Annotated in this window: 22 protein-coding genes and 1 pseudogene; 11 read left to right on the forward strand and 12 right to left on the reverse strand. The window is 72.6% G+C overall.

What is annotated here, in order from left to right; all coding sequences use genetic code 11:
• Window positions 1-5: 5 nt before the first annotated feature.
• Window positions 6-956 carry a D-2-hydroxyacid dehydrogenase family protein gene (locus tag BUE29_RS02875; RefSeq protein WP_073385643.1) on the forward strand — a complete coding sequence of 317 codons (951 nt, stop codon included), beginning with the start codon at window positions 6-8 and terminating at the stop codon, window positions 954-956.
• A gap of 13 nt (window positions 957-969) precedes the next feature.
• Here the strand turns inward: BUE29_RS02875 and BUE29_RS02880 are convergent, their stop codons facing one another.
• Window positions 970-1,248 carry a hypothetical protein gene (locus tag BUE29_RS02880; RefSeq protein ID WP_073386901.1) on the reverse strand — a complete coding sequence of 93 codons (279 nt, stop codon included), beginning with the start codon at window positions 1,246-1,248 and terminating at the stop codon, window positions 970-972.
• Between the two features lie 235 nt (window positions 1,249-1,483).
• On the opposite strand from BUE29_RS02880, the gene BUE29_RS02885 reads away from it, so the two are divergent.
• The gene (locus BUE29_RS02885) at window positions 1,484-3,568 is read left to right on the forward strand and encodes a glycoside hydrolase family 31 protein (protein WP_200800007.1); all 2,085 of its coding nucleotides are present in this window, start codon (window positions 1,484-1,486) and stop codon (window positions 3,566-3,568) included.
• 34 nt (window positions 3,569-3,602) lie between these two features.
• Here the strand turns inward: BUE29_RS02885 and BUE29_RS02890 are convergent, their stop codons facing one another.
• Together BUE29_RS02890 and BUE29_RS02895 are read right to left on the reverse strand one after the other, a co-directional pair.
• Window positions 3,603-5,387, reverse strand: coding sequence for a 3-hydroxyacyl-CoA dehydrogenase family protein (locus BUE29_RS02890; protein WP_073385645.1), 1,785 nt, complete (start codon window positions 5,385-5,387; stop codon window positions 3,603-3,605).
• A gap of 130 nt (window positions 5,388-5,517) precedes the next feature.
• A complete protein-coding gene (locus BUE29_RS02895) occupies window positions 5,518-6,294 on the reverse strand; it encodes an enoyl-CoA hydratase-related protein (protein WP_073385648.1) in 777 nt (258 codons plus the stop codon).
• Window positions 6,295-6,366: 72 nt separating this feature from the next.
• Here BUE29_RS02895 and BUE29_RS23565 point away from each other — a divergent pair, with 72 nt between their 5' ends.
• The gene (locus BUE29_RS23565; RefSeq protein WP_407657315.1) at window positions 6,367-6,609 is read left to right on the forward strand and encodes a glycine zipper domain-containing protein; all 243 of its coding nucleotides are present in this window, start codon (window positions 6,367-6,369) and stop codon (window positions 6,607-6,609) included.
• Between the two features lie 275 nt (window positions 6,610-6,884).
• On the opposite strand, the pseudogene BUE29_RS23570 reads toward BUE29_RS23565, so the two are convergent.
• The 3 genes and pseudogenes from BUE29_RS23570 to nucS form a co-directional block, all read right to left on the reverse strand.
• Window positions 6,885-7,658, reverse strand: a pseudogene (locus BUE29_RS23570) (hypothetical protein); the annotation flags it as partial.
• Between the two features lie 102 nt (window positions 7,659-7,760).
• Window positions 7,761-7,952, reverse strand: a complete 192-nt coding sequence (locus tag BUE29_RS02905) for a hypothetical protein (protein WP_073385653.1) — start codon at window positions 7,950-7,952, stop codon at window positions 7,761-7,763.
• A gap of 101 nt (window positions 7,953-8,053) precedes the next feature.
• Window positions 8,054-8,713: an endonuclease NucS gene (nucS, locus tag BUE29_RS02910; RefSeq protein ID WP_073385656.1), complete on the reverse strand. Its 660-nt coding sequence runs from the start codon at window positions 8,711-8,713 to the stop codon at window positions 8,054-8,056.
• Window positions 8,714-8,790: 77 nt separating this feature from the next.
• Here nucS and BUE29_RS02915 point away from each other — a divergent pair, with 77 nt between their 5' ends.
• The 3 genes from BUE29_RS02915 (at window position 8,791) to BUE29_RS02925 (ending at window position 12,250) form a co-directional block, all read left to right on the forward strand.
• Complete coding sequence (locus BUE29_RS02915) at window positions 8,791-9,303, forward strand: hypothetical protein (protein WP_073385658.1); 513 nt, start codon at window positions 8,791-8,793, stop codon at window positions 9,301-9,303.
• 163 nt (window positions 9,304-9,466) lie between these two features.
• On the forward strand, window positions 9,467-10,555 hold the full coding sequence (locus BUE29_RS02920; protein ID WP_159440818.1) for an alpha/beta hydrolase: 1,089 nt from the start codon (window positions 9,467-9,469) through the stop codon (window positions 10,553-10,555).
• A 132-nt stretch (window positions 10,556-10,687) separates the two neighbouring features.
• Complete coding sequence (locus BUE29_RS02925; protein WP_073385664.1) at window positions 10,688-12,250, forward strand: alpha/beta hydrolase; 1,563 nt, start codon at window positions 10,688-10,690, stop codon at window positions 12,248-12,250.
• Window positions 12,251-12,253: 3 nt separating this feature from the next.
• Here the strand turns inward: BUE29_RS02925 and BUE29_RS02930 are convergent, their stop codons facing one another.
• Window positions 12,254-14,239 (reverse strand): protein meaA, encoded by a 1,986-nt coding sequence (locus BUE29_RS02930; RefSeq protein ID WP_073385667.1) that lies wholly within the window; start codon window positions 14,237-14,239, stop codon window positions 12,254-12,256.
• Window positions 14,240-14,343: 104 nt separating this feature from the next.
• On the opposite strand from BUE29_RS02930, the gene BUE29_RS02935 reads away from it, so the two are divergent.
• From BUE29_RS02935 to BUE29_RS02945, 3 genes are all read left to right on the forward strand, one after another.
• The gene (locus BUE29_RS02935) at window positions 14,344-14,838 is read left to right on the forward strand and encodes a phosphoribosyltransferase (RefSeq protein ID WP_073385670.1); all 495 of its coding nucleotides are present in this window, start codon (window positions 14,344-14,346) and stop codon (window positions 14,836-14,838) included.
• A gap of 7 nt (window positions 14,839-14,845) precedes the next feature.
• Window positions 14,846-15,157 carry a hypothetical protein gene (locus BUE29_RS02940; RefSeq protein ID WP_073385673.1) on the forward strand — a complete coding sequence of 104 codons (312 nt, stop codon included), beginning with the start codon at window positions 14,846-14,848 and terminating at the stop codon, window positions 15,155-15,157.
• A 68-nt stretch (window positions 15,158-15,225) separates the two neighbouring features.
• Entirely contained in the window at window positions 15,226-16,011 is a 786-nt protein-coding gene (locus BUE29_RS02945; RefSeq protein ID WP_073385676.1) for a CDP-alcohol phosphatidyltransferase family protein, read from the forward strand.
• 12 nt (window positions 16,012-16,023) lie between these two features.
• On the opposite strand, the gene murA is transcribed toward BUE29_RS02945, so the two are convergent.
• Window positions 16,024-17,304, reverse strand: a complete 1,281-nt coding sequence (gene murA / locus BUE29_RS02950) for a UDP-N-acetylglucosamine 1-carboxyvinyltransferase (protein ID WP_073385678.1) — start codon at window positions 17,302-17,304, stop codon at window positions 16,024-16,026.
• A gap of 35 nt (window positions 17,305-17,339) precedes the next feature.
• Here murA and BUE29_RS02955 point away from each other — a divergent pair, with 35 nt between their 5' ends.
• The gene (locus tag BUE29_RS02955; RefSeq protein WP_073385681.1) at window positions 17,340-17,912 is read left to right on the forward strand and encodes a cob(I)yrinic acid a,c-diamide adenosyltransferase; all 573 of its coding nucleotides are present in this window, start codon (window positions 17,340-17,342) and stop codon (window positions 17,910-17,912) included.
• A gap of 101 nt (window positions 17,913-18,013) precedes the next feature.
• On the forward strand, window positions 18,014-18,751 hold the full coding sequence (locus BUE29_RS02960; RefSeq protein WP_073385684.1) for an endonuclease/exonuclease/phosphatase family protein: 738 nt from the start codon (window positions 18,014-18,016) through the stop codon (window positions 18,749-18,751).
• A gap of 67 nt (window positions 18,752-18,818) precedes the next feature.
• Here the strand turns inward: BUE29_RS02960 and BUE29_RS02965 are convergent, their stop codons facing one another.
• The 4 genes from BUE29_RS02965 to BUE29_RS02980 are packed head-to-tail and all read right to left on the reverse strand — an operon-like array spanning window position 18,819 to window position 22,139.
• Window positions 18,819-19,223 (reverse strand): DUF2550 domain-containing protein, encoded by a 405-nt coding sequence (locus BUE29_RS02965; protein ID WP_073385687.1) that lies wholly within the window; start codon window positions 19,221-19,223, stop codon window positions 18,819-18,821.
• A 22-nt stretch (window positions 19,224-19,245) separates the two neighbouring features.
• The gene (locus tag BUE29_RS02970) at window positions 19,246-19,632 is read right to left on the reverse strand and encodes a F0F1 ATP synthase subunit epsilon (protein WP_073385690.1); all 387 of its coding nucleotides are present in this window, start codon (window positions 19,630-19,632) and stop codon (window positions 19,246-19,248) included.
• A 39-nt stretch (window positions 19,633-19,671) separates the two neighbouring features.
• Window positions 19,672-21,123: a F0F1 ATP synthase subunit beta gene (gene atpD, locus BUE29_RS02975; RefSeq protein ID WP_073385693.1), complete on the reverse strand. Its 1,452-nt coding sequence runs from the start codon at window positions 21,121-21,123 to the stop codon at window positions 19,672-19,674.
• On the reverse strand, window positions 21,120-22,139 hold the full coding sequence (locus BUE29_RS02980; protein WP_073385697.1) for a F0F1 ATP synthase subunit gamma: 1,020 nt from the start codon (window positions 22,137-22,139) through the stop codon (window positions 21,120-21,122). The genes atpD and BUE29_RS02980 overlap by 4 nt, the downstream gene beginning before the upstream one ends.
• Between the last annotated feature and the right edge of the window lie 3 nt (window positions 22,140-22,142).

Below are 22,142 nucleotides of genomic sequence, written 5' to 3' on the forward strand. Positions count from 1 at the left end.
GCTGCGTGGCCACCGTCGTCGTACTCGACGACTACCAGGGCGTCGCGCTCGACAGCGCGGACTGGACACCGATCACCGATCGCTTCGACGTCCGGGTCGAGACCGAGCACGTCGCCGACCGTGACGAGCTCGTCGCGCGGTTGCGTGATGCGCAGGTCGTCGTGGCGATGCGGGAGCGGACCGCCTTCCCCGCCGACCTGCTGCGCGCGCTCCCGGAGCTGCGGCTGCTCGTCACCACCGGCATGAAGAACGCCGCGATCGACGTCCCCGCGGCGCGCGAGCTCGGCATCGAGGTCTGCGGCACCACGGGCTCGGGCAACGCGGTGGCCGAGCTGACCCTCGGCATGATGATCGCGCTGACCCGCAACTTCGCCGCCGAGGACGCCGGGGTACGACGCGGCGGATGGCAGCACACGATCGGCCCGGGGTTGGCCGGGCTGACGCTCGGCGTCGTCGGCCTCGGCCGGCTCGGCATCCCCGTCAGCCGGTTGGCCCGTGCCTTCGCCATGGACGTCGTCGCGTGGTCGCCGAACCTGACGGCGGCGCGGGCCGCCGAGCACGACGCGCGTGCGGTGTCCAAGCGCGAGCTCTTCGAGCAGGCCGACGTCGTCACGATCCACCTGCCGCTGTCCGAGCGCAGCCGCGGGCTCGTGGGCGCCGCCGAGTTCTCGGCGATGCGGCCGTCCTCCTACCTGGTGAACACGTCACGCGGACCGATCGTCGACGAGGCGGCGCTGCTCGACGCACTGCGGTCCCGGCGCATCGCCGGCGCCGCGCTCGACGTCTACGACGTGGAGCCGCTCCCGGCCGACCACCCGCTGCGGACCATGCCGAACACCCTGCTGCTGCCGCACCTCGGCTACGTCACCACCGACGCCTACCGCACGTTCTTCGCGCAGGCCGTCGAGGACGTCGTGGCGTGGGCGGACGGCCGCCCCGTGCGGTCGCTGGACTGACCGACTCCTCGCGTCACCGTCGGGGCGCGCGCCGGTCCCGGGCCGTCCAGCAGCCCCGGTGCCAGTGCCGGCGATCGGCGGCGTCGAGGTCGCCGTGCGGCCACGCCACCACGTGCGGGGTGCCCACGGTGATCACCTGGTCGCAGCCGGGGCAGCGGTACGGCTTGGCCGCCGCCTGGCCGCTGACGCTGCGCACCACGTAGGTCTCGCCGCGGAACTCGGCCGCCGTGTGGGCCGACGCACCGCCCACCGATCGCGGCGGCGGAGCGGCGCGCGGATGACGGCGAGGCACGTCGATCACGGTAGAGCGTCGCGCGGGAGCACGACCCGTCGCCCCGGGAACGGTGAGCACAAACGCACGTTCCATGCCCAATTCGCGCACCTTTACGCAGCGAACCCCTTGACCGGCTCCTGAACGCACTCCTAATCTCGCCCCACGCCGGATTCCAGCCGTTTCCGCACGACCATGCCGTACGTCCGCGATGCCCCGCCCGGCGTCGCCCACGCGCCGTCGAAGGGACCCGCCCGTGACCGCCGCCCGTGCCGCCCGCACCATCGGGGTGCTCGTCCTCGCCGTCTCGCTGCCCGGCCTCGCCGCCGGCGCCGCCGCGGCGCACCCACGCCCCGGCTCCCGCCTCGTCGTCACCGAGGCGCGGGTCCTGCTGCACGTCCCGGGGGCGCGCCACACGAGCGGGTACGACGTCGTCGTCGACCGCGCACCCTTCCGCATCACCACGCGCCGCGCCGGTGCCACCGTGCTGCGCACCACGGCGGCGGGCGGGTCGGATGCGGCTCCCCTGGGCCCGGCCGTCTTCCACACCGCGCGGGGCTGGGCCACGGCCACCCGCGTCACCGGGGTGAGCGCGCACGACGGCGCCGTGACGCTGACGGTGGCCACGACGCTGCCCGGCGACACGGTGCGCTACCGCATCGCACCGGCCGTCGACCGCTACCGCGCGACGTGGCAGGTGCGGGGCACCACCGCCGCCGACCAGGTCGCCACCCACTACGACCTCGCCTCGGCCGGGCACTGGTACGGCCACGGCGAGACCCAGACGCCGGCCGGCGGCCCGTACACCGACCAGCCGTGGCCGCTGGACTCCGGCGTCGTCGCCGACGACGCCATGGGGCCTGCCGAGTACCTGATGACCGACCCGTTCTGGTTCACCCAGCGCGGCAGCGGGCTGTGGGTCGACACCGAGCGCGTCATGCACGTGTCGCTCAACGCCGACCACGCCGGCGTGTTCGGCGCCGCCGTCACCGACACCGACACCATGGACGTCACGACCTTCGTCGAGCGCACGGCCCGCGACGTGTACCTCGACTACGTGGGTGTCGCCGGCACCCCGCGGCAGAGCGACGCGACGCCCGCGCAGTACGCCGAGCCGTTGTGGAACACCTGGGCGCAGGACTACACCGCGGTGACGCAGGCGTCGGTGCTGGCGTACGCGCGCGGCCTGCACGACGCCGGCGTGCCCGGCCACACCGTCCAGATCGACGACGGCTGGTCCACCCACTACGGCGACTTCGCCTTCAACGCCAAGTTCCCGGATCCGGCGGGGCTGTCGCGGGCCGTCCACGACCTCGGCTACGACTTCGGTCTCTGGACCACGCTCTGGGTGAACGACGACGCCGACAACTACCGCTACGCCGCCGACCACGGCTACCTGCTGAAGTCGGCCGACGACCCCGGCACGACCTGCTCGGTGCAGTGGTGGAACGGCACGGCCGGCATCGTCGACATCGCCAACCCCGCCGCGCGCACCTGGTACGTCGGTCAGCTGCACCGCCTGCAGGAGGCCTACGGCGTCGACGGCTTCAAGTTCGACACCCGCTTCTTCGACGAGTCGTGCGCGCCCTACCCGGGCCACACCGCGCTGGACTACATCAAGCTGGGCGCGCAGCTCACCGACGAGTTCGACCAGCAGGGTGCCGGCGTGCGCATCTCGTGGACCGGTTCGCAGCGCTACGGCTTCGTCACCCGCGAGATCGACAAGGGCACCGACTGGCAGTCGCTGCAGGCGGCGGTGTCGCAGGACATGGCGATCAGCACGATCGGCTACCCGTTCGTCGAGACCGACATGATCGGCGGCTCCGAGGGGCAGCCGCCGGCGACGAAGGAGGTCCTGGTCCGGTGGGCGCAGGCCGCGTCGCTGCTGCCGTTGATGTACGCCTCGACGTCCCCGCTCGGGGTGAGCAACCAGGCCGGCAGCCGGGCCTACGACACCGAGACGGTCGCGCTGTACGCCGCGGCGGTCCGGCTGCACCGGCGGCTCGCGCCCTACCTCGACCGACAGGTGACGCGGGCCGTCGCGACCGGCGAACCGATCATGAAACCGCTGTTCTTCGACTTTCCCCGCGACGCCGCGTCCTACACCGTGGCCGACGAGTGGCTGCTCGGCGACTCCCTGCTCGCCGCCCCGGTCCTGACCCCCGGGACCAGCCGCAGCGTGCACCTGCCGCCCGGGCGCTGGTACGACGTGCTGCGCGGCCGCGTCGTCACCGGCGGCACGATCGCCCACTACCGGGCGACGCTCGCCGAGACCCCGCTGTTCGTGCGGCTGGGGACGGCCGACACGAGGGCGCTCACCGCGCGGCTGACCACGCGGTGAGCGGCGTACGCGACGCTCGCGGCGCCGGGCGAGATCAGCGCGCCGCGGCGTAGTCCCGGAAGCCCTGGCCGGTCTTGCGGCCGAGCCGGCCCGCGGTCACGAGGTGCTCCAGCAGCGGCGCCGGCGCGAAGCCCGGATCGCGGAACTCGCCGAACAGCTCGCGCTGGATCGCGAGCGACACGTCGTTGCCGACGACGTCCAGGAGCTCGAAGGGCCCCATCGGGTAACCGCAGCCGACCTTCATCGCGGCGTCGATGTCGTCGGCGGTGGCGTAGTGCGCCTCGAGCATCCGCACCGCGTCGTTGAGGTACGGGAACAGCAGCGTGTTGACGATGAAGCCGGCACGATCGCCGCAGCGCACGGCGTGCTTGCCGATCCGCGTACACACGTCCAGCACGGTGGCCTCGACGTCGGGGGCGGTCGAGACGGTGGTGACGACCTCAACGAGCTTCATCACCGCGGCCGGGTTGAAGAAGTGCATGCCGATGACGTCGGCCGGGCGCGACGTCGCGGCCGCGCACTCGATGACCGGCAGCGAGGACGTCGTCGTCGCGAGCACGGTGCCGGGCGCGGTGATGTCGTCGAGGTTGGCGAACAGCGTCTGCTTGACCTTGAGGTCCTCGACCACGGCCTCGACGACGAGTTGCACCCCGGCGAGGTCGTCGAGCGAGGTGGAGGGCGTCAGCCGGGCGAGCGCGGCGTCGCGGTCGGCCTCGCCGAGCTTCCCGCGTCCGACGGCCTTGTCGAGCGACTTGGTGATCGCGGCGACCACCTTGTCGTTCTTGTCGCTGCCACGGGTCACGAAGGTGACGTCGAAACCGGCCTTGGCGAACACCTCGATGATGCCGGTGGCCATCGTGCCCGAGCCGACGACGCCGACCTTGGCGACCGGACGCGCGCCCTCGACGTCCGGCTTCGCCGGCGGGGTGAGCGCGTCGGTGACGACGGCCGGCGACCCGGCGGCGTCGTAGGTGTAGAAGCCCTTGCCGCTCTTGCGACCCAGCAGGCCGGCCGTGATCATCTGCTTGAAGACCGGACGCGGGGCGTGCAACCGGTCGCGCGACTGCGCGTACATCGTGTCGAGGATCTCGTAGGCGGTGTCGAGCCCGATCAGGTCCAGCAGGGCGAGCGGCCCCATCGGCAGGCCGCAGCCGAGCTTCATGGCCGCGTCGATGTCCTCGCGGCTCGCGTAGTTCGACTCGTAGAGCGAGACCGCGTGGTTGAGGTAGCCGAAGAGCAGGGCGTTGGCGATGAACCCGGCGCGGTCGCCGACGGTGACGTCGACCTTCCCGAGCTTCTGCACGAGCGCCTCGACGTCGTCGACGACGTCCTGCTCGGTGACGACCGAACGGATTACCTCGACCAGCTTCATCACCGGCGCGGGGTTGAAGAAGTGCATGCCGACGACCTTGCCGGGACGGCCGGTGGCCACGGCGATCTCGGTGATCGACAGCGACGAGGTGTTGCTGGCCAGGATCGTCTCGGGCTTGCACACCTTGTCGAGCTCGCCGAAGATCGCCCGCTTGAGATCGAGGTGCTCGGGGACCGCCTCGACCACGAGGTCGACCTCGGCGAGCGCACCGACGTCGGTGCCGAAGTGCACGCGGTCCAGCAGCTGCTGCTGATCGGCCTCGGTGATCTTCCCGCGGGCCACCGCCCGGCCCGTGGAGCCCTCGAGGTGCCCCCGACCGCGCGCGACGGCCTCGTCGTCCTTCTCGACGGCGACGACCGAGAGGCCGCTGCGGGCGAAGACCTCGACGATGCCGGCACCCATCGTGCCGAGCCCGACCACACCGACCTGCTGGATGTCACGTGCCATGGAAAAACGCGCCTCCTCCGGCGTCGACCCGAATCGCCCGACCGTAACGTGAGCGCCCGTCCGGCGTCCCGGGTACGGGCTGCGGCGGGACGGATCTCACGACGGGACGGATCTCACGAGCTGGCGGATCTCACGACGGGGTGGCGGGGCGGAACCGCGCGACGGCCTCGGCGAGCAACGGGTTGCGCGTCGAGGCCGCCTGCGCCCAGGTCTCGAAGTCGAGGGTCTCCTCGAACGGTCCGCGCGCGGCGGTGCCCACCGCCCGCTTGACGTCGCGGGCGAGCGCCGGGTCCACGGCCGCCCAGCGGCGGGCCCGGTCGAGCGCCGCGGCGAGCGGGTCGACGACGACGTCGAGCACGAGGCCGAGGTCGCGGGCCTCGGCGGCGCGGAGCACCTCGCCGCCCATGATGATCGCCATCGCCCGTTGCCGGCCGAGCGCCTCGACGAGGAAGTACGTGCAGCCGCCGCCCGGATGCAGGCCGAGCCGGGTGAAGGTGATGCCGAACGTCGCGTCCGGGCCGGCCACCCGGAGGTCACAGCACAGTGCGAGGTTCACCCCCGCGCCGACGGCGGCGCCGTTGACCGCGGCGATGGTGGGGATCGGCAACCGGCGGATGCGCAGGAAGCTGTCGTAGATCGCCGCCAGCCGCGCGCGGACGTCACGGACGTCGTCCTCGGCGGCGGTGCCGAAGACGGCCGGCAGGTCGGCACCCGCGCTGAACGCGACCCCGGCGCCGGTGACGACGAGGACCCGCGCGTCGGGGTCGTCGGCCACCGACTGCGCCGCGGCGACCAGCGCGTCCTGCAGGTCCGGCGACATCGCGTTGCGCCGGTCGGGGTCGTTCAGGGTGAGCACGCGGACACCGTCGGCCTCGGCGGTCACGGTGACGAGGGTCGCTTCGGTCATGGCTCGCACCGTACTGGCGCGACCGGCCTGCATCCCGGTGGCCCGAACCACCGGGATGCAGGTCGCTACGGGATGCCGGGCGGAAGGGGCACCGGGAGGGTCGTGGGCACCTTCGTCGGGATCTTGGTCGGGATCTTGGTCGGGAGCTTGGTCGGGATCTTGGTCGGGAGCTTGGTCGGGAGCTTGGTCGGGAGCTTGGTGGGCAGCCGGGTCGGCAACGGCACCGAACGCTTCGTCGGGGTGGCCGTCGGACGGGCCGTCGACGTGGGGACCGCCGAGCGCCCCGGCGCCGGCGTGGACGGCTGTGCTCCGTGACCGCCGCGTTTCGTGCCGGCCGACCGGCTCGCGGTGTGCCGGGTCGTGGGGCGGGCCTTCCCCGGACGCGACGACGACCCGCTCGGACCGCTCGCCGTGCCCGGTGCCACGACACCGGCGCCGGTGCCGACCGGGACCGGCGCGCCGGGATCGGGCGCGGCGACGGCCGGCAGCCGACCGCCGTGCGCGCTGCGGTAGGCGAGCACGTACTGGACCGCGCGACCGGCGACGGACATGAAGGACAGGTAGGTGCCCCGGGTGTAGGTCGTCCAGGGCCCCCAGTTGCTGCAGCCGCTCGAGATCGCGTACATGGCGGCCGCGTTCTTGGCCGGCACGTGGTTCGCGACCGAGTCGCGCAGCTGGCCGGTGCCGCGCTGCGCCTTCAGCCCGCGGATCTGCCACAGCCCCGCCGACCAGTCCCAGGTCGCGTCCATCAGCGTGGTGTCGCCCTGCGCGCCCGGGCTACCGCCGGACTCGGCGATGGCGACGGCGGTGGCGACGGTGGCCGACTGGGCCCGGCACCCCGCCGCGATCGCCAGCGTCGCGATCCCCGCCGGGGTGAGCGTCCCCGCCGCCCCGCTGTAGGTCGCGATCCGGCCGGCGTCGGCCGGGGTGGTGGTGGCCGGCGTCGTGGGTCGCGGCCGGGTGTTCGGCGGCACCCCCGTCGTCCCGGTGTCGCCGGCGAGCGACGGCCGCGGGAGCCGCTTGTCCTTGAGCAGGTCACCCACCGGGGTCAGGTAGTTGTCCTTCTCCACGGCCACTCGCGTGCCGGCCGCGTCCGCGGCGTCGTCACCGGTGTTGGCGAGCGCGATCGACGCCGCCGCCACGACCAGGGCGATGACGGCCGCACTGCCCAGGACGACCGACCGGCTGGCGACCGCGAACGGCCCGGACCGGGCCGGCGACCCGGTCGCGGCGTCCGCGAGCTCGGAGTCGTCGGCGGCAGCGGCCGGAGCGGCTTCGGGCGTCTCACCCGTCGCCGGCACGGCTTCGGCCGTCGGCCCGTCCGCCGATCGCGGTGCGGAGTCCTCGTCGCCCGTCGACACCATCGTCACCGACCACCCCTCGTCGTCGGGCTATCGATGCCCGGGTGACGCCCCTCACTAAACCGGTTGGGTGAACAGTCGTATATGTCCGTCGCTTCGCGACGATCAGGGCTCGGGCAGGCGGCGTACGACCTCGGCCAGCGTCGCCTCGATGGCATCGAAACGCCCGTCGACCGCATCGAAACGCCGGGAGTGCTCCTGCTGGGTTGCCCGAATCTCGGTGACGAGGTCGTAGAGCGCATCGCGGTCGCTCTCGAGCCTCGCCACCCGAAGCTCCAGCTGTCGATCACCGGCCATGAGAACACCGTAGGGAGCCTGCCGGGGACACGCCAGGGGCGCTTCGCGCCTGTGGATATCCGACGTGGCGGGTCGGTGACACCGTGACGCCGGTCGGCAGTTCAGAACAGCCGCTGGGACGGGTCGTCGATCCCGCGCAGGACGTCGTAGTCGAGCACGAGGCAGCGGATGCCGCGGTCCTCGGCGAGCGTGCGCGCCTGCGGCTTGATCTCCTGCGCGGCGAAGACCCCGCGCACCGGGGCGAGCAGCGGGTCGCGGTTGAGCAGGTCGAGGTAGCGCGTCAACTGCTCGACGCCGTCGATCTCGCCGCGGCGCTTGATCTCGACGGCGACGGCGGCACCGCCGGGGTCGCGGGCGAGCAGGTCGACCGGGCCGATCGGGGTCGGGTACTCGCGACGGACGAGCCGGAAGCCCTCGCCCAGCGTGTGGATGTGCTCGGCGAGCAGCTTCTGCAGGTGCGCCTCGACGCCGTCCTTGACCAGGCCCGGGTCGACACCGAGGTCGTGGGCGGAGTCGTGCTCGATCGACTCGATCGTCACGACCAGCTGCTCACCCGCCTTGTTGGTGACCGTCCACGTGCCGTCGCCCTCGACGAGGGTGCAGGGCGGGCTCATCCAGTTCAGCGGCTTGTAGGACCCGCCGTCGGAGTGCACGAGGACCGAGCCGTCGGCCTTGACCAGCAGCAGCCGCGTCGCGAGCGGCAGGTGGGCGGTGAGCCGGCCGAGGTAGTCGACGCTGCAGCGGGCGATGACGAGGCGCACAGCGCGCGAGGCTACCGGGTGCCGTGCCCCGGCCGCCGGGGGTAGCACCAGGGCTGCGGGTCCGGTAGAAACCGCGCATGGCCACCGCACTCGAGGTCATCGCCTTCGTCGACGAGAAGCAGGACGGCGTGTACCCGGTACTCGGCACCGACGGCTCCCCCGTCGCCTTCGTGACCGTGCCGTGGTTGAGCCGGAAATTCGAGGTCGCCGCTCCCGACGGCCGTGCCCTATGCGCGGGGCGACCGGCCGGGTTCGGCATGGAGTACGAGGTCACCGGCGCGGGCGGTGCGACGCTGCTGACCGTCCGCGCCAGCTTCTGGCGCGGCAAGCAGCGGGTGATCACCCGGGCCGACGGCACCGAGCTGCGGTTGACGGGCGACTCCTGGCCGAGCCGGGACTGGACGGTCACCGACGCCGCCGACCGCATCGTCCTCGGCATCGAGGCCACCGCCGGCACGTGGTCGTTCCACCCGGACGCCTACGCGGTCCGCGTCGGCGACCCCACCCTCACGCTCGCCGAGGTCGTGGGCATCGTGCAGGCCAACCGCATGCTGGTGAAGGCCGCCCGCGCCGGCGCGGGCGGCGGCTGAACCGAGCCCGTCGCCGACCGGCTGAGAAACACCCGAACGCCCGTCGCCGGCTGACGGCGCCGGCGGCCGTCCTGACATACCTTTACGCCGCCGTACCCGGTCGACGCTGCCGTCACCGCCGAACCCCGGCTGCCCGCTGCCCGCCCGCACGAGAGGTCCTGCCGTGAAGCGTCCGACCCGGTCACGCGTGCGCGCGTGCGCCGGGCTGACGGCGGCGGCCACCACGGCGGCGATCCTCGCCGTCGCCGGCACGCAGTCGCCGACGCACCCGCGCTCCCGCCCCCCGGCCGCAGCCGCGCAGCAGCCGGCCGCCACCGCCCCGGCCGGACTCGTCGGCCCGGGCGCGGCCGACCCGGGCGACCCGGCCGGCGGGGCGGCCGGTGGCGGTCGCCGCGGCCGTCCGCTCGCCGTGCGTCCGTCGTCGTCGTCGGTGCGCGTCGTGCACGCCGCCTACGCCGGGACGCGCAACCCGTACCAGCGGCTGACCGCGACCTACGACACCCGCCTGCGCCGCGCGCCGTGGGTCGTCACGGTCCACGGCGGCTCCTGGGTGGCCGGCAGCGAGGCGAACCTGCAGCCGGCCGTCGACGTGCTGCGCGTCGCCGGTTTCCAGGTGTTCAACATCAGCTACCGCCTGGGGGTCGATCGACCCGGCTCCCCGGCCGCGGGCTGGCTCGACCAGCGTCGTGACGTGCTCGCCGCGATCGCCTGGGTGCGCGGCCACGCCCGACGCTTCGGCCTCGACCCGGATCGCGGCGCCCTGCTCGGGACGAGCGCCGGCGGCAACCTCGCCGCCGCGGCCGGGCTCGCCGGCGACGGCGGCACCGGGATCCGCGCGATCGTCTCGGTGGCCGGCGTGCTGGAGCCGCAGCGCCTGTGGCTGGATCTGCGCACGCCGTTCCCCCGCGAGCGGTTCACCCGGCGGATGGCGGTGCTGGCCGGTCAGGCCGCGGGCGTCATGGGGTGCGAGTACGAGACCGGGACCTCCGCCTGCGCGCGGCGTTGGCGAGCCTTCGACCCCGCCTCGGCGGTGTCGTCGCACGACCCCGCGGTGCTGATGTTCCAGGGACTCGCCGACGGGACCGTGCCCTACCGGATGCCGCGCCACCTCGAGCAGGCCCTGCGGGCGGCGGGTGTGCCGGCGCAGCTCGTCTACGTGCCCGGCGGGGGCCACACCCCGCGCATCGCCTTCGACGCCGGGACGCAGCAGCGGCGCCTGGTGCAGTTCCTGCGGCAGCGCACCGCGGCCTGAGCCGTCGCGGCACCGACCTGCCCGGCCGTCGGCGCCGGCCAGGACGAACGTCCCGAGGCCGGCTCGCGGGCTTGGCCACTCGATCAACTTCACTTAGATTTTAGGTACCGTCCGACCCCAGGAGCCTCCCCCGTGCTCGTCCGTCGCACCGCCGCCCTCGTCGCGGGCATCGCCACCGCCGCCGGCGTCGCGCTCGCGTGGACGTCGGCCCCGGCGCAGGGTGCCCATGCGGCCACCCGGGCCCACGCCGTGGCCGCGGTGGGTACCGCGGCGACGCCCCACCGGGTCGCGCCGACGGTCGCGACCTACCCGTACGCGAGGACCGACGACCCGCAGCAGCGGTTGACGGCGACGTGGGACCCGGCGCGTCGCGCGGCCCCGTGGGTCGTGACGATCCACGGCGGCTCGTGGGTGAAGGGCAGGCCCGCCGACGTGCAGGACGCGGTGGACCTCTTCCGGGCCCACGGTTTCCAGGTCTTCAACCTGGCCTACCGCCTCGTCGCCGGCGGCACGCAGCCGACCGGCGTGTCCGGGGCCGAGCAGCGCAAGGACGTCCTCACCGCGCTCGCCTGGATCCGCGCGCACGCCGCGGACTTCGGCATCGACCCCGGCCGCGGTGCGCTGTACGGCAGCAGCGCCGGCGGCAACCTCGCCGCGCTCGCGGGGCTGGCCGGCGATGGCGGCAACGGGATCCGGGCGATCGTCTCCGTCGCCGGCGTCGTCCAGCCCAGCCGGCTGTGGGACGACGTCCACGGCCGCAACGCCGGCGAGCGCGCCACCTCGTCGATGACCCGGCTGGCCGGACACGCCCGCACCGCGATGGCGTGCGCGTACCCGGCGCCGAACGCGGCCTGTCGCAAGCGGTGGCACGCCTTCGACGCGGCGTCGGCGATCTCCGCCCACGACCCCGCCGTGCTGCTCTACCAGGGCCTCGCCGACCGCACCGTCCCGCACCAGATGGCCGAGGAGTTCCGGCGTCGGCTCGACCGGGCGGACGTCGGCGGCTCGCTCACCCTCGTTCCCCGGCTCGGTCACACCCAGGCGGTCGCGCTCGACGGCGGCGCCCGCCAGGCGGCCATGCTGCGCTTCGTCCGACAACGGACGGCGGTGTCGGTGCCGCCCGCGCTGAGCCGGGTCAGCGTCACTCGCGTCACCCGCTCGCTCACCAACGCCGTGCGCCCGGTGCTGCGGGTGCGGGTCGCCGTGCGTGGCGGCGGCTCGACTCCGAGCGGCGCGGTCACCGCGACCGTCGACGGCCGACGGACCACCGGCCGGCTGGTGCACGGCCGTACCGACCTCGTGCTGTCCCGGCTGACCGTCGGCACGCACGCCGTGACCGTTCGCTATCGCGGTTCGCCGCTGCTGCAACCCCGCAGCGCCGCCGTCGACCTGCACAGCCACCGCGTCGCGCCGGAGCTCGTCGTGCGGACGCGGCCGGGCACGCTGCACGCCGGCCGCACCGCCGGTCGGTCACTCGTCGTCACCACCCGGAGCGCGGCGGGGCGACCCACCGGCGCGCGGGTGACGGTGCGGTCGGGCAGTCGGCTGCTGGGCACGGCGACGGTGCGGTCGGGACGTGCGGTGATCACGCTGCCGGCGGTGGCCGCGGGGCGGCACCGGTGGCGCGTGTCGTTCGCCGGGACGGCCACCGTGGCGCCGGCGCGCACGATCTACGTGCTCACCGTGCGGCGCTGACGATCAGGACCGCGCCTCCTCGATCGCGTCCACGATCTCTCCCAGCATCCGGGTGATCTCGAAGTCTTTCGGCGTGAACACCCGCGCGACGCCCTGCTCGCGCAGCTGCGCGGCGTCGGCCTCGGGAATGATCCCGCCCGCGATGACGGGGACGTCGTCCAGCCCGGCCTCGCGCAGGCCGGTGAGGACGTCGGGGACGGCCGAGAGGTGGGACCCGGACAGGATCGACAGGCCCACGACGTCGACGTCCTCCTCGACCGCGGCCGCGACGATCTGCCCGGGCGTGAGCCGGATGCCCGAGTAGACGACCTCGAAGCCGGCGTCGCGGGCCCGGACCGCGATCTGCTCGGCGCCGTTCGAGTGGCCGTCCAGGCCGGGCTTGCCGACCAGGAACTTCAGCGGCCGGCCGAGCTGGTCGCCCAGCGCCCGCACCCGCTGCTGCACCTCGCCGAGCGACGCCTCGTTGCCGCCGCCGGTCGCCCCCGAGACCCCGGTCGGCGGCCGGTACTCGCCGAAGACCTCGCGCAGCACGCCGGCCCACTCCCCGACCGTCACGCCGACCTTCGCGCACGCGAGCGAGGCCGTCATCAGGTTCTCGTCGGTCTTGGCGGCGTCGCGCAGGCCGCGCAGCGCCTCGTCCACGGCGGCGGCGTCGCGACCCGCCCGCCACGTCGCGATCGCGTCCTTGGCCGACTGCTCGACCGCCTTGTCGACGGTGAGGATGCCGCCGTCCTCGGACCCCTGCAGCGGGTTGGGCTCGGTCTCGGTGAACGTGTTGACCCCGACGACGACGTCCTCGCCGGACTCCATGCGCCGGCGGCGCAACGCCAGGGACGAGACGAGCGCCGACTTCAGGTAGCCGGACTCCACCGCCTCGACCGCGCCGCCCATGCCCAGGATCTTGTCGATCTCGGCGCGGGCGCCGTCCTTGATCTCGGCCACCTTCGCCTCGACGACCGTCGAGCCGGCGAACAGGTCCTCGTACTCGAGGAGGTCCGACTCGAACGCCAGCACCTGCTGCATCCGCAGCGACCACTGCTGGTCCCACGCGCGCGGCAGGCCAAGCGCCTCGTTCCACGCCGGCAGCTGCACGGCCCGGGCCCGCGCGTCCTTGCTCATCGTCACGGCCAGCATCTCGAGCAGGATGCGGTAGACGTTGTTCTCCGGCTGCGCCTCGGTGAGGCCCAGCGAGTTCACCTGCACGCCGTAGCGGAAGCGCCGGTGCTTGGGGTCGGCCACGCCGTAGCGCTGCTCGGTGATCTCGTCCCACAGCTGGCCGAACGCGCGCAGCTTGCACATCTCCTCGACGAAGCGCACCCCCGCGTTGACGAAGAAGGAGATGCGGGCCACGACGTCGCCGAACGCGTCCTCGGCCACCTGCCCGGACTCCCTGACCGAGTCCAGGACCGCGATGGCAGTGCAGAGCGCGAAGGCGACCTCCTGCACCGGCGTCGCGCCGGCCTCCTGCAGGTGATAGCTGCAGACGTTGATCGGATTCCACTTCGGCACGTTCGCGACCGTGTACGCGATCATGTCGGTGATGAGACGCAGGGACGGCCCCGGCGGGAAGACGTAGGTGCCCCGCGACAGGTACTCCTTGATGATGTCGTTCTGCGTGGTGCCCGACAGCTTGCCGAAGTCGGCCTCGTGCTCCTCGGCGACGGTGAGGTAGAGCGCCAGCAGGTACATCGCCGGGGCGTTGATCGTCATGGAGGTGTTCATCTGCTCCATGGGGATGCCGTCGAACAGCGTCCGTACGTCGCCCACGTGCGAGACCGGGACGCCGACCTTGCCGACCTCGCCCTTCGCGAGCTCGGCGTCGGGGTCGTAGCCGGTCTGCGTCGGCAGGTCGAAGGCCACCGACAGCCCGGTCTGTCCCTTGGACAGGTTGCGTCGGTAGAGCGCGTTCGACGCCTGCGCCGACGAGTGCCCGGCGTACGTGCGCATCAGCCAGGCGCGGTCGCGGTCGTCGTCCGAGGGAAAGGGCATGGCAGTGCAGCACCTCCATGACGGGTAATGCCGCGAGCCTAGAGCGCCGCGCGTGTTTCGCCCGGTCGACGTGGTGGACCTCGCAGGACTGGCAGGCTGCCCCCATGGCCGCCGCAAACCCTTTCAGCAGCGAGATCCTGACGTGGGAGACGTTCGGCACCGCGACGCGCGAGCTCGCCGCCACCGTGCACGCCGACGGCTTCCGCCCCGACCTGGTCCTCGCGATCGCGCGGGGCGGGCTGTTCGTCGCCGGCGCGCTCGGCTACGCCCTCGGGGTCAAGAACCTGCACGTGATCAACGTGGAGTTCTACACCGGCGTGGACGAGCGCCTGGACATGCCGGTCGTCCTGCCACCCGTGCCCGAACCGGTGGATCTCGCGGGGGCGAACGTGCTCGTCGCCGACGACGTCGCCGACACCGGCGCGACGCTCGCGCTCGTCAAGGAGTTCTGCGCGGGGCACGTCGCGGACGTCCGCTGCGCGGTCGTCTACGAGAAGCCGCGATCGACGGTGAAGTGCGAGTACGCCTGGCGCTCCACCGACCAGTGGATCGACTTTCCCTGGTCCGCGGCGCCGCCGGTGACCGCGGCAGGAGCATGATGGGGCCATGGGCAACGATCCGACGGCCGGGATCATCGCCATCGTCGTCGTGCTCGCGCTCGCCCTCGTGCTGCGCTGGGTGTTCAAGCCGTCACGCCGCGGACCGATCGTGCGGCCGGTCGACGCGGCCGACTCCCCCAGTCTCGGGTTGCTGACCGTCGTCGAGAGCGGCCTCGAGCGCCAGGACGCGCTGCGGCAACGGGCGACGTTGCAGGACGCGGGCATCCGCTCGTCGATGTCCAAGCGGCGCGACGGGCGGCTCGACGTCCTCGTCTTCCACGCCGACGTCGACGCCGCCCGGCTGCTGCTCGGAACGTAACGGCCGATAACCGGCCGGCGCCGACCGCCCGCCGCCGGAGCGCGCGACGCGCCCTTTACGCTCGTGCGGTGAACACCTCGCACCCGCCGCTGTCGGCCACGCGCGCCGAACGCGGCCAGGCCTGGGCCGTCCACATCTTCACGACGGTCGGGGTCATCTTCGGCGCACTCGGCCTGCAGGCCGTCCTCGACGGGCGTCCCGACCTCGCCATCATCTACTTGATGGCGACGCTCATCATCGACGGCGTCGACGGCCCCATCGCCCGCTCGCTCGGGGTCAAGGAGCGACTGCCGCAGATCGACGGCTACGTCCTGGACCTCATCATCGACTTCGTCACCTGCGTGATCGTCCCCGCCGCGTTCATGTACCAGTTCGAGGTCGTGCCGCGGAACGCGTTCGGTCTCGCGGTCCTGGGACTGCTCGTGCTGACCTCGGCCATCTGGTTCTCGCGGACCGACATGATGACCGACGACAACTTCTTCCGCGGCTTCCCGGCGGCCTGGAACATGGTCGGCCCGCTGCTCTGGCTCGTCGAGGCCCGCACCTGGATCGGCGCCACCATCACCATCGTGTTCTCGGTGCTGTCGCTGACGAACATGCCCTACCCGCACATCGTTCGGGCCCAGTTCCTGCGCCCGTTCACGGCGGTGGCGGCCACTCTGTGGCTGGGCGGGCTCATCGTCGGGGCCGTCATCCACCCGCACCACCCGGTGTGGCTGCGCGTGATCCTGCTCGTCGGCAGCCTCTACTACGTGCTCCTGGCCGGCATCAAGGCGTCCTACGACCTGCGGCAGCGCCAGCAGCCGCAGGCGGCACCCAAGGACGAGGCCCTGGAGTCCCCGAGCACGCTCTAGCCGGGCCCGGCCTCACGGGCCGAAGGTGCTCGACTCCACGCGCTCGACGTCGGCGCCGAGACCGCGCAGCTGCTCCTCGAATCGGACGTAGCCGCGGTCGATGTGGTGGATCTCGGCCACCTCGGTGACGCCCTCGGCCACGAGCCCGGCGATCACGAGCCCGACCCCGGCGCGGATGTCGGTGGCCCGTACCGGCGCGCCGGAGAGCCGCTCGCGCCCCCGCACGACGGCGTGATGACCGTCGGTGCGCACGTCCGCGCCCATCCGCGAGATCTCGTCGCAGAACATGAAACGGGCCTCGAAGAGGTTCTCGGTGATCATCGCGGTGCCGTCGGCGACCGACAGCGCGGCGATGGCCTGCGGCTGCAGGTCGGTCGCGAGACCGGGGTAGGGCAGGGTCACGACGTCGAAGCTCCGGGGCCGGTCGGCCTGCGCCACCCGGAAACCGTCGGCGAGCACCTCGACCTCGCCACCGGCCTGGGCGACCTTGTCCAGTGCGATCCGCAGATGGTCGGCGACCGCGCCGCGCACGGTGATGTCGCCCCGTGTCGCCACCGCCGCCATGGCCCACGTGCCGGCCACGATGCGGTCGGGGACGGCGTCGTGGGTGGTGCCCGACAGACCGTCGACCCCGGTGATCTCGAGCGTGGACGTGCCGATGCCGTCGATCTGTGCGCCCATCGCCACGAGCATGCGACACAGGTCGACGATCTCGGGCTCGCGGGCGGCGTTGTCGATGACCGTCGTGCCCTTCGCGAGCACGGCCGCGGTCATGATGTTCTCCGTGGCCCCGACGCTGGGGAAGTCCAGCCAGATCGAGGCGCCGCGCAGCTCGCGGGCCTCGGCCACCACGAAGCCGTGCTGGATGCTGATCTCGGTGCCCATCCGCTCGAGCCCGGCGAAGTGCATGTCGAGGGGACGGGTGCCGATGGCGTCCCCGCCCGGGAGCGCGACCTTGGCGCGCCCGGTGCGGGCGATGAGCGGGCCCAGCACGCAGATCGAGCCGCGGATCTTGCGGACCAGCTCGTAGGGCGCCTCGTACTGCAGGTGCTCGGGCGCGCTGATGGTGACCCGGTCGGTGGCGCCGACGGTGCTCTCGGTGACCGCGCACCCCATGCCCTCGAGCAACTGGCGCATGATCGTGACGTCGGAGATGGCGGGCAGATTGCCCAGCGTGGTGTCCCCCGGCGCGAGGAGCGCCGCCGCCATCAGCTTCAGGACACTGTTCTTGGCACCCACCACGTCGACGGCTCCGTCGAGGCGGGCGCCTCCGGTGACTCGCAAGACCTGCATGCCCTCACCGTAGTCAGGTGCGTACGCTCCCCCGCATGGCCGTTCACCTGACCCGCATCTACACCCGGACGGGCGACGACGGGACGACGGCGCTCGGCGACATGTCCCGCGTGCCCAAGACCGACCCCCGGGTCGAGGCCTATGCGGCGTGCGACGAGACCAACGCCGCGGTGGGCACCGCGCTGGCCTTCGGCGCCCTGCCCGACCGGGTCGCCGCGGTGCTCGCCACCGTCCAGAACGACCTCTTCGACGTCGGGGCCGACCTGTGCACGCCCGTCGTCCCCGACCCGAAGTGGCAGCCGCTGCGCGTCGAGCCCGCCTACACCGAGCGCCTCGAGGCGTGGTGCGACGAGTTCAACGCCGAGCTGCCCAAGCTGTCGAGCTTCATCCTCCCCGGCGGCACGCCGGGCGCCGCCCTGCTGCACCAGGCCCGCACCGTGGCCCGCCGCGCCGAGCGCGCGGCCTGGGCACTGTGGGAGGCCGACGCCGAGCACACCAACCGCGAGGCGCTGCTCTACCTCAATCGGCTCTCGGACCTGCTGTTCATCCTCAGCCGCACCGCCAACCCCGACGGCGACGTGCTGTGGCGTCCCGGCGGCGAACGCTGAGCCGTCGGCACGGATAGCCGTCCCCATGGCGTCATGACGGGTGGGTCCGCAGACTGGGCCCGCCGGCGGCCCCGCCGGCACCCGATCGTGGAGGTAGGACGTTGACGACACCCCGACGCTGCACCGGGACGGCGGCCGCCGTCCTGGCGGCCGTACTCCTCCTCGCCGGCCTGGTCGCCCCGCCGGCGGGCGCGGCCGGCAAGACCACCCGCTTCACCATCGGCACGCACAACACCCACTACGGCAAGTCGCGCTACTCCGCGTTCGCCGACGTCATCGGCTGGCAGGAGATCGACACCGCCGCCGCCCGCACCCGCATGCGCAAGGCCCTCACCGGCTACCGGCACTACATCCCGAAGGGCGCCGCCGGCGCCGACACGATCTCGTGGCGGGCGTCGAAGTTCACGCTCGTCCACGGCCGCGCGGTGCTGACCCACAAGGGCCAGAAGCACGTCACGCCCAACCGCTACGTCACCTACGTGACGCTGAAGGTCAAGGCCACCGGCACCACGATCGCCTTCGTCAACACGCACTTCATCTCCGCCGCGTTCTCCGGCCATCCCGAACGGCAGGCCCGCTGGCGCAAGCACCGCAAGATCCTGCAGGACGTCGTCGCCAAGCTCCGGGCGGCCAAGTACCCGGTCTTCGTCGTCGGCGACTTCAACCACCAGCCCGCGACCAAGCTCCCCGGGCTCTCCCGCTACGCCGTGAGCACCGGCGACGCGAGCCCGATCGACCACCTCTACGCCACGAAGGCCAACAAGATCGGCAAGGCCACGCGACTGGCCAAGAACGGCTCCGACCACCCCGCCTACCGCGCCACGGCCAGGGTCGGCTGACCACGTCCGACCTGCATCCGGGCGGCCCCGGCCGCGTGGATGCAGGTCGGTCGCCGCGGGACCCCCGTCAAGCCCGCGGCGCGGAGGACTCCAGCCAGGAGACGAACCCGGTGTAGGCGCTCTCGCCCAGGGCGAGGGAGAAGGTCTCACCCTCGGCTCGACATTCGACGATGACGGCGCTCGGCGGGAGCGAGTTCGCCTCTGCCGGCAGCCGGGTGCGGCGGGCCAGCACCTCGACCTGCCCCTGTCGCAACACCCGTGACGGCCGGGTCCCCACGCCCAGCGCGCGGTACCAGCGCAGCTCACCGCCCTGGTAGCGGCCGATGCCGTAGAGCCAGCGCTGTCCACGCTGGACGGCGAAGGGCACCGCGCCGGACAACCGCAGCATGTAGCGCTGCCGGGCGAGCACGAACGCGAACGCGCACACCACGAGAACAGCCGCGCACACGGCGATCAGATCGACGGTGTGCACGGCTGTCGGGGTCTCGGGTGGGTCAGACCTGCTCGCCGGTGGCGCGTAACCGGGACAGTGCCCGGTCCCGCGCCGCGGCCTGTTCCGCTCCCGCGTCCGGGTCGGCCGAGTCGAGGGCCTGCTTGGCCCGAGCGACGTCGATGTCCTCGGCGAGCTCGGCCTGCTCGGCCAGCACGGACACGCCGTCCTTGCGCACCGAGAGGAAGCCGCCGTGGACGGCGACGTTCAGCGTCTCGCCGCCCTCGGCCTCGATCCGTACCGGGAACCCGGGAGCCAGCGCGCCGAGCAGCGGCGCGTGACCGGGCAGGATGCCGATCTGGCCGGCCACGGTGCGGCCGAAGACCGCCGTCGCCTCACCCGACCAGATCGGCGCCTCGATGGAGACGAGCTCCACGTGCATCGTCGCCACTAGATCTCCTGGCTCTTCGCGCGAGCGCTCATCGCTGGATCAGGCCTTCTTGAGCTCGTCGGCCTTGCGCTCGAGGTCCTCGAGGCCACCGCACATGAAGAACGCCTGCTCCGGGTAGTCGTCGAAGTCGCCGGCGGCGAGCCGCTTGAACGCGTCCACCGTCTCCTCGACCGGGACGAACGAGCCGGGGATGCCGGTGAACTGCTCGGCCACGAAGGTGTTCTGCGACAGGAAGCGCTCGATGCGACGCGCCCGCTGCACGGTCACCTTGTCCTCCTCGGAGAGCTCGTCGATGCCGAGGATGGCGATGATGTCCTGGAGCTCCTTGTAGCGCTGCAGGATCTGCTTGGTCTGCTGCGCGACGTCGTAGTGCTCCTGGCCGATGTACTGCGCGTCCAGGATGCGCGACGTCGAGTCGAGCGGGTCCACCGCCGGGTAGATGCCCTTCTCCGACACCGGCCGCGACAGGGTCGTGGTGGCGTCGAGGTGGGCGAACGTGGTGTGCGGCGCCGGGTCGGTGATGTCGTCGGCGGGCACGTAGATCGCCTGCATCGAGGTGATCGAGTGACCACGCGTCGAGGTGATCCGCTCCTGCAGCTGGCCCATCTCGTCGGCCAGGGTGGGCTGGTAGCCCACGGCGGAGGGCATGCGGCCGAGCAGCGTCGACACCTCGGAACCGGCCTGCGTGAACCGGAAGATGTTGTCGATGAACAGCAGCACGTCCTGCTTCTGCACGTCGCGGAAGTACTCGGCCATGGTCAGCGCCGACAGGGCGACCCGCAGCCGGGTGCCCGGCGGCTCGTCCATCTGGCCGAAGACCAGGGCGGTCTTCTCGATGACGCCGGACTCGGTCATCTCGGCGATGAGGTCGTTGCCCTCGCGGGTCCGCTCGCCGACGCCGGCGAACACCGACACACCACCGAAGTTCTCGGCGACGCGGTAGATCATCTCCTGGATGAGCACGGTCTTGCCGACGCCGGCACCGCCGAACAGGCCGATCTTGCCGCCGACCACGTAGGGCGTCAGCAGGTCGATGACCTTGATCCCCGTCCAGAACGGCTCGGTCTTGGACTCGAGCTGGTCGAAGGGCGGCGGGTCGCGGTGGATCGGCCAGCGCTCCTGGATGTCCAGGTCGGACGCCTTCACGTCCAGCGGCTCGCCGAGGGCGTTGAACACGTGGCCCTTGGTGACGTCACCGACGGGCACGCTGATGGGCGCCCCGGTGTCGCGGACCTCGGCACCGCGGACCAGGCCGTCGGTCGGCTGCAGCGCGATCGTGCGGACCATGTCGTCGCCGATGTGCTGCGCGACCTCGAGGGTGAGCGTCTTGGACAGCTCGCCCAGCTCGATCTCGGTCGTCAGCGCCTGGTTGAGGTCGGGGATCGTGTTGCGCCCGAACTCCACGTCGACGACCGGGCCGATGACGCGGACGACGCGGCCGCCGGTCGCCGCGCCGCTCGTGGTGTCCTGCTGCTCTTCTACGGCGGTCATTCTGCACTCCCTGTCGCGGCGAGAGCATCGGCGCCGCCGACGATCTCGCTGATTTCCTGGGTGATCTCGGCTTGGCGCGCCTCGTTGGCGAGCCGGGTGAACGTCTTGATGAGGTCGGTGGCGTTGTCGCTCGCCGACTTCATCGCCCGGCGGCGGGCCGCGGACTCCGACGCCGCGGACTCCAGCAACGCGGAGAAGATCCGCGAGCTGATGTAGCGCGGCAGGATCGCCGCGATCAGCGACGCCGGCTCCGGCTCGAACTCGTAGAGGGTGGGCAGGCCGCCGGACTCCTCGGCCTGCTCCTCCTCGCCGTCCTCGGACTGCTCGTCGGCGAGGTCGTCGCCGTCGGTGGCGCCCTTGACCGGCGAGACCTGGACGGCGACCGGGGTCTGCGAGACCGAGTTGACGAAGCGGGTGTAGATCACCCACAGCTCGTCGATGCCGGCGCGCTGCTCGCGCGCGCCGCCGGACGATGCGCCCTCACCGTCGTCGGTGTCGTCGCCGCCGCCCACGGTGCCCTCGCTCGTGGCGGTCAGCGCCGCCACGACCGCCTCGGTCGCGCCGCGGGCGTCGGCGAAGTTGGGCTGCTCGGAGAAGCCCGACCACTGCCCCGCGAGCGGGATCTGGCGGAAGTTGAAGTACGCCGAGCCCTTGCGGCCGATGACGTAGCGGTCGACCTCCTTGCCCTCGCCCTCGAGCTGGCGGGCCAGCTCGTTGGCGCGCCGGATCGCGTTGGCGTTGTAGCCGCCGGCGAGCCCGCGGTCGCTGGTGATCAGCAGGATGCCGGCCCGGCGCGGGTTCTCGACCCCGGTCAGCATCGGGTGCCGCAGCGTGTTGTCGCTGCTCAGCGCGGCGAGCGCGCGGCTGAGCTCCTTGGCGTAGGGCTTGGCGCTGTTCATCCGCGACTGCGCCTTGACGATGCGCGACGCGGCGATGAGCTCCATCGCCTTGGTGATCTTCTTCGTCGAGTTCACCGACCGGATGCGGCGGCGATAGACGCGAAGCTGGGCTCCCACGAG

Origin of the sequence: Jatrophihabitans endophyticus, assembly GCF_900129455.1 — a bacterium.
In the GTDB taxonomy this organism is placed as follows: Bacteria; Actinomycetota; Actinomycetes; order Mycobacteriales; family Jatrophihabitantaceae; genus Jatrophihabitans; species Jatrophihabitans endophyticus.

Excerpts from the sequence above, each read along its gene's own strand:
- BUE29_RS02890 (WP_073385645.1), bottom strand. The coding sequence starts at position 5,387 with ATGGCACGTGACATCCAGCAGGTCGGTGTGGTCGGGCTCGGCACGATG.
- BUE29_RS02895 (WP_073385648.1), bottom strand. The coding sequence starts at position 6,294 with ATGACCGAAGCGACCCTCGTCACCGTGACCGCCGAGGCCGACGGTGTC.
- BUE29_RS23565 (WP_407657315.1), top strand. The coding sequence starts at position 6,367 with ATGCCGGGCGGAAGGGGCACCGGGAGGGTCGTGGGCACCTTCGTCGGG.
- BUE29_RS02905 (WP_073385653.1), bottom strand. The coding sequence starts at position 7,952 with ATGGCCGGTGATCGACAGCTGGAGCTTCGGGTGGCGAGGCTCGAGAGC.
- BUE29_RS02915 (WP_073385658.1), top strand. The coding sequence starts at position 8,791 with ATGGCCACCGCACTCGAGGTCATCGCCTTCGTCGACGAGAAGCAGGAC.
- BUE29_RS02930 (WP_073385667.1), bottom strand. The coding sequence starts at position 14,239 with ATGCCCTTTCCCTCGGACGACGACCGCGACCGCGCCTGGCTGATGCGC.
- BUE29_RS02935 (WP_073385670.1), top strand. The coding sequence starts at position 14,344 with ATGGCCGCCGCAAACCCTTTCAGCAGCGAGATCCTGACGTGGGAGACG.
- BUE29_RS02940 (WP_073385673.1), top strand. The coding sequence starts at position 14,846 with ATGGGCAACGATCCGACGGCCGGGATCATCGCCATCGTCGTCGTGCTC.
- murA (WP_073385678.1), bottom strand. The coding sequence starts at position 17,304 with ATGCAGGTCTTGCGAGTCACCGGAGGCGCCCGCCTCGACGGAGCCGTC.
- BUE29_RS02955 (WP_073385681.1), top strand. The coding sequence starts at position 17,340 with ATGGCCGTTCACCTGACCCGCATCTACACCCGGACGGGCGACGACGGG.
- atpD (WP_073385693.1), bottom strand. The coding sequence starts at position 21,123 with ATGACCGCCGTAGAAGAGCAGCAGGACACCACGAGCGGCGCGGCGACC.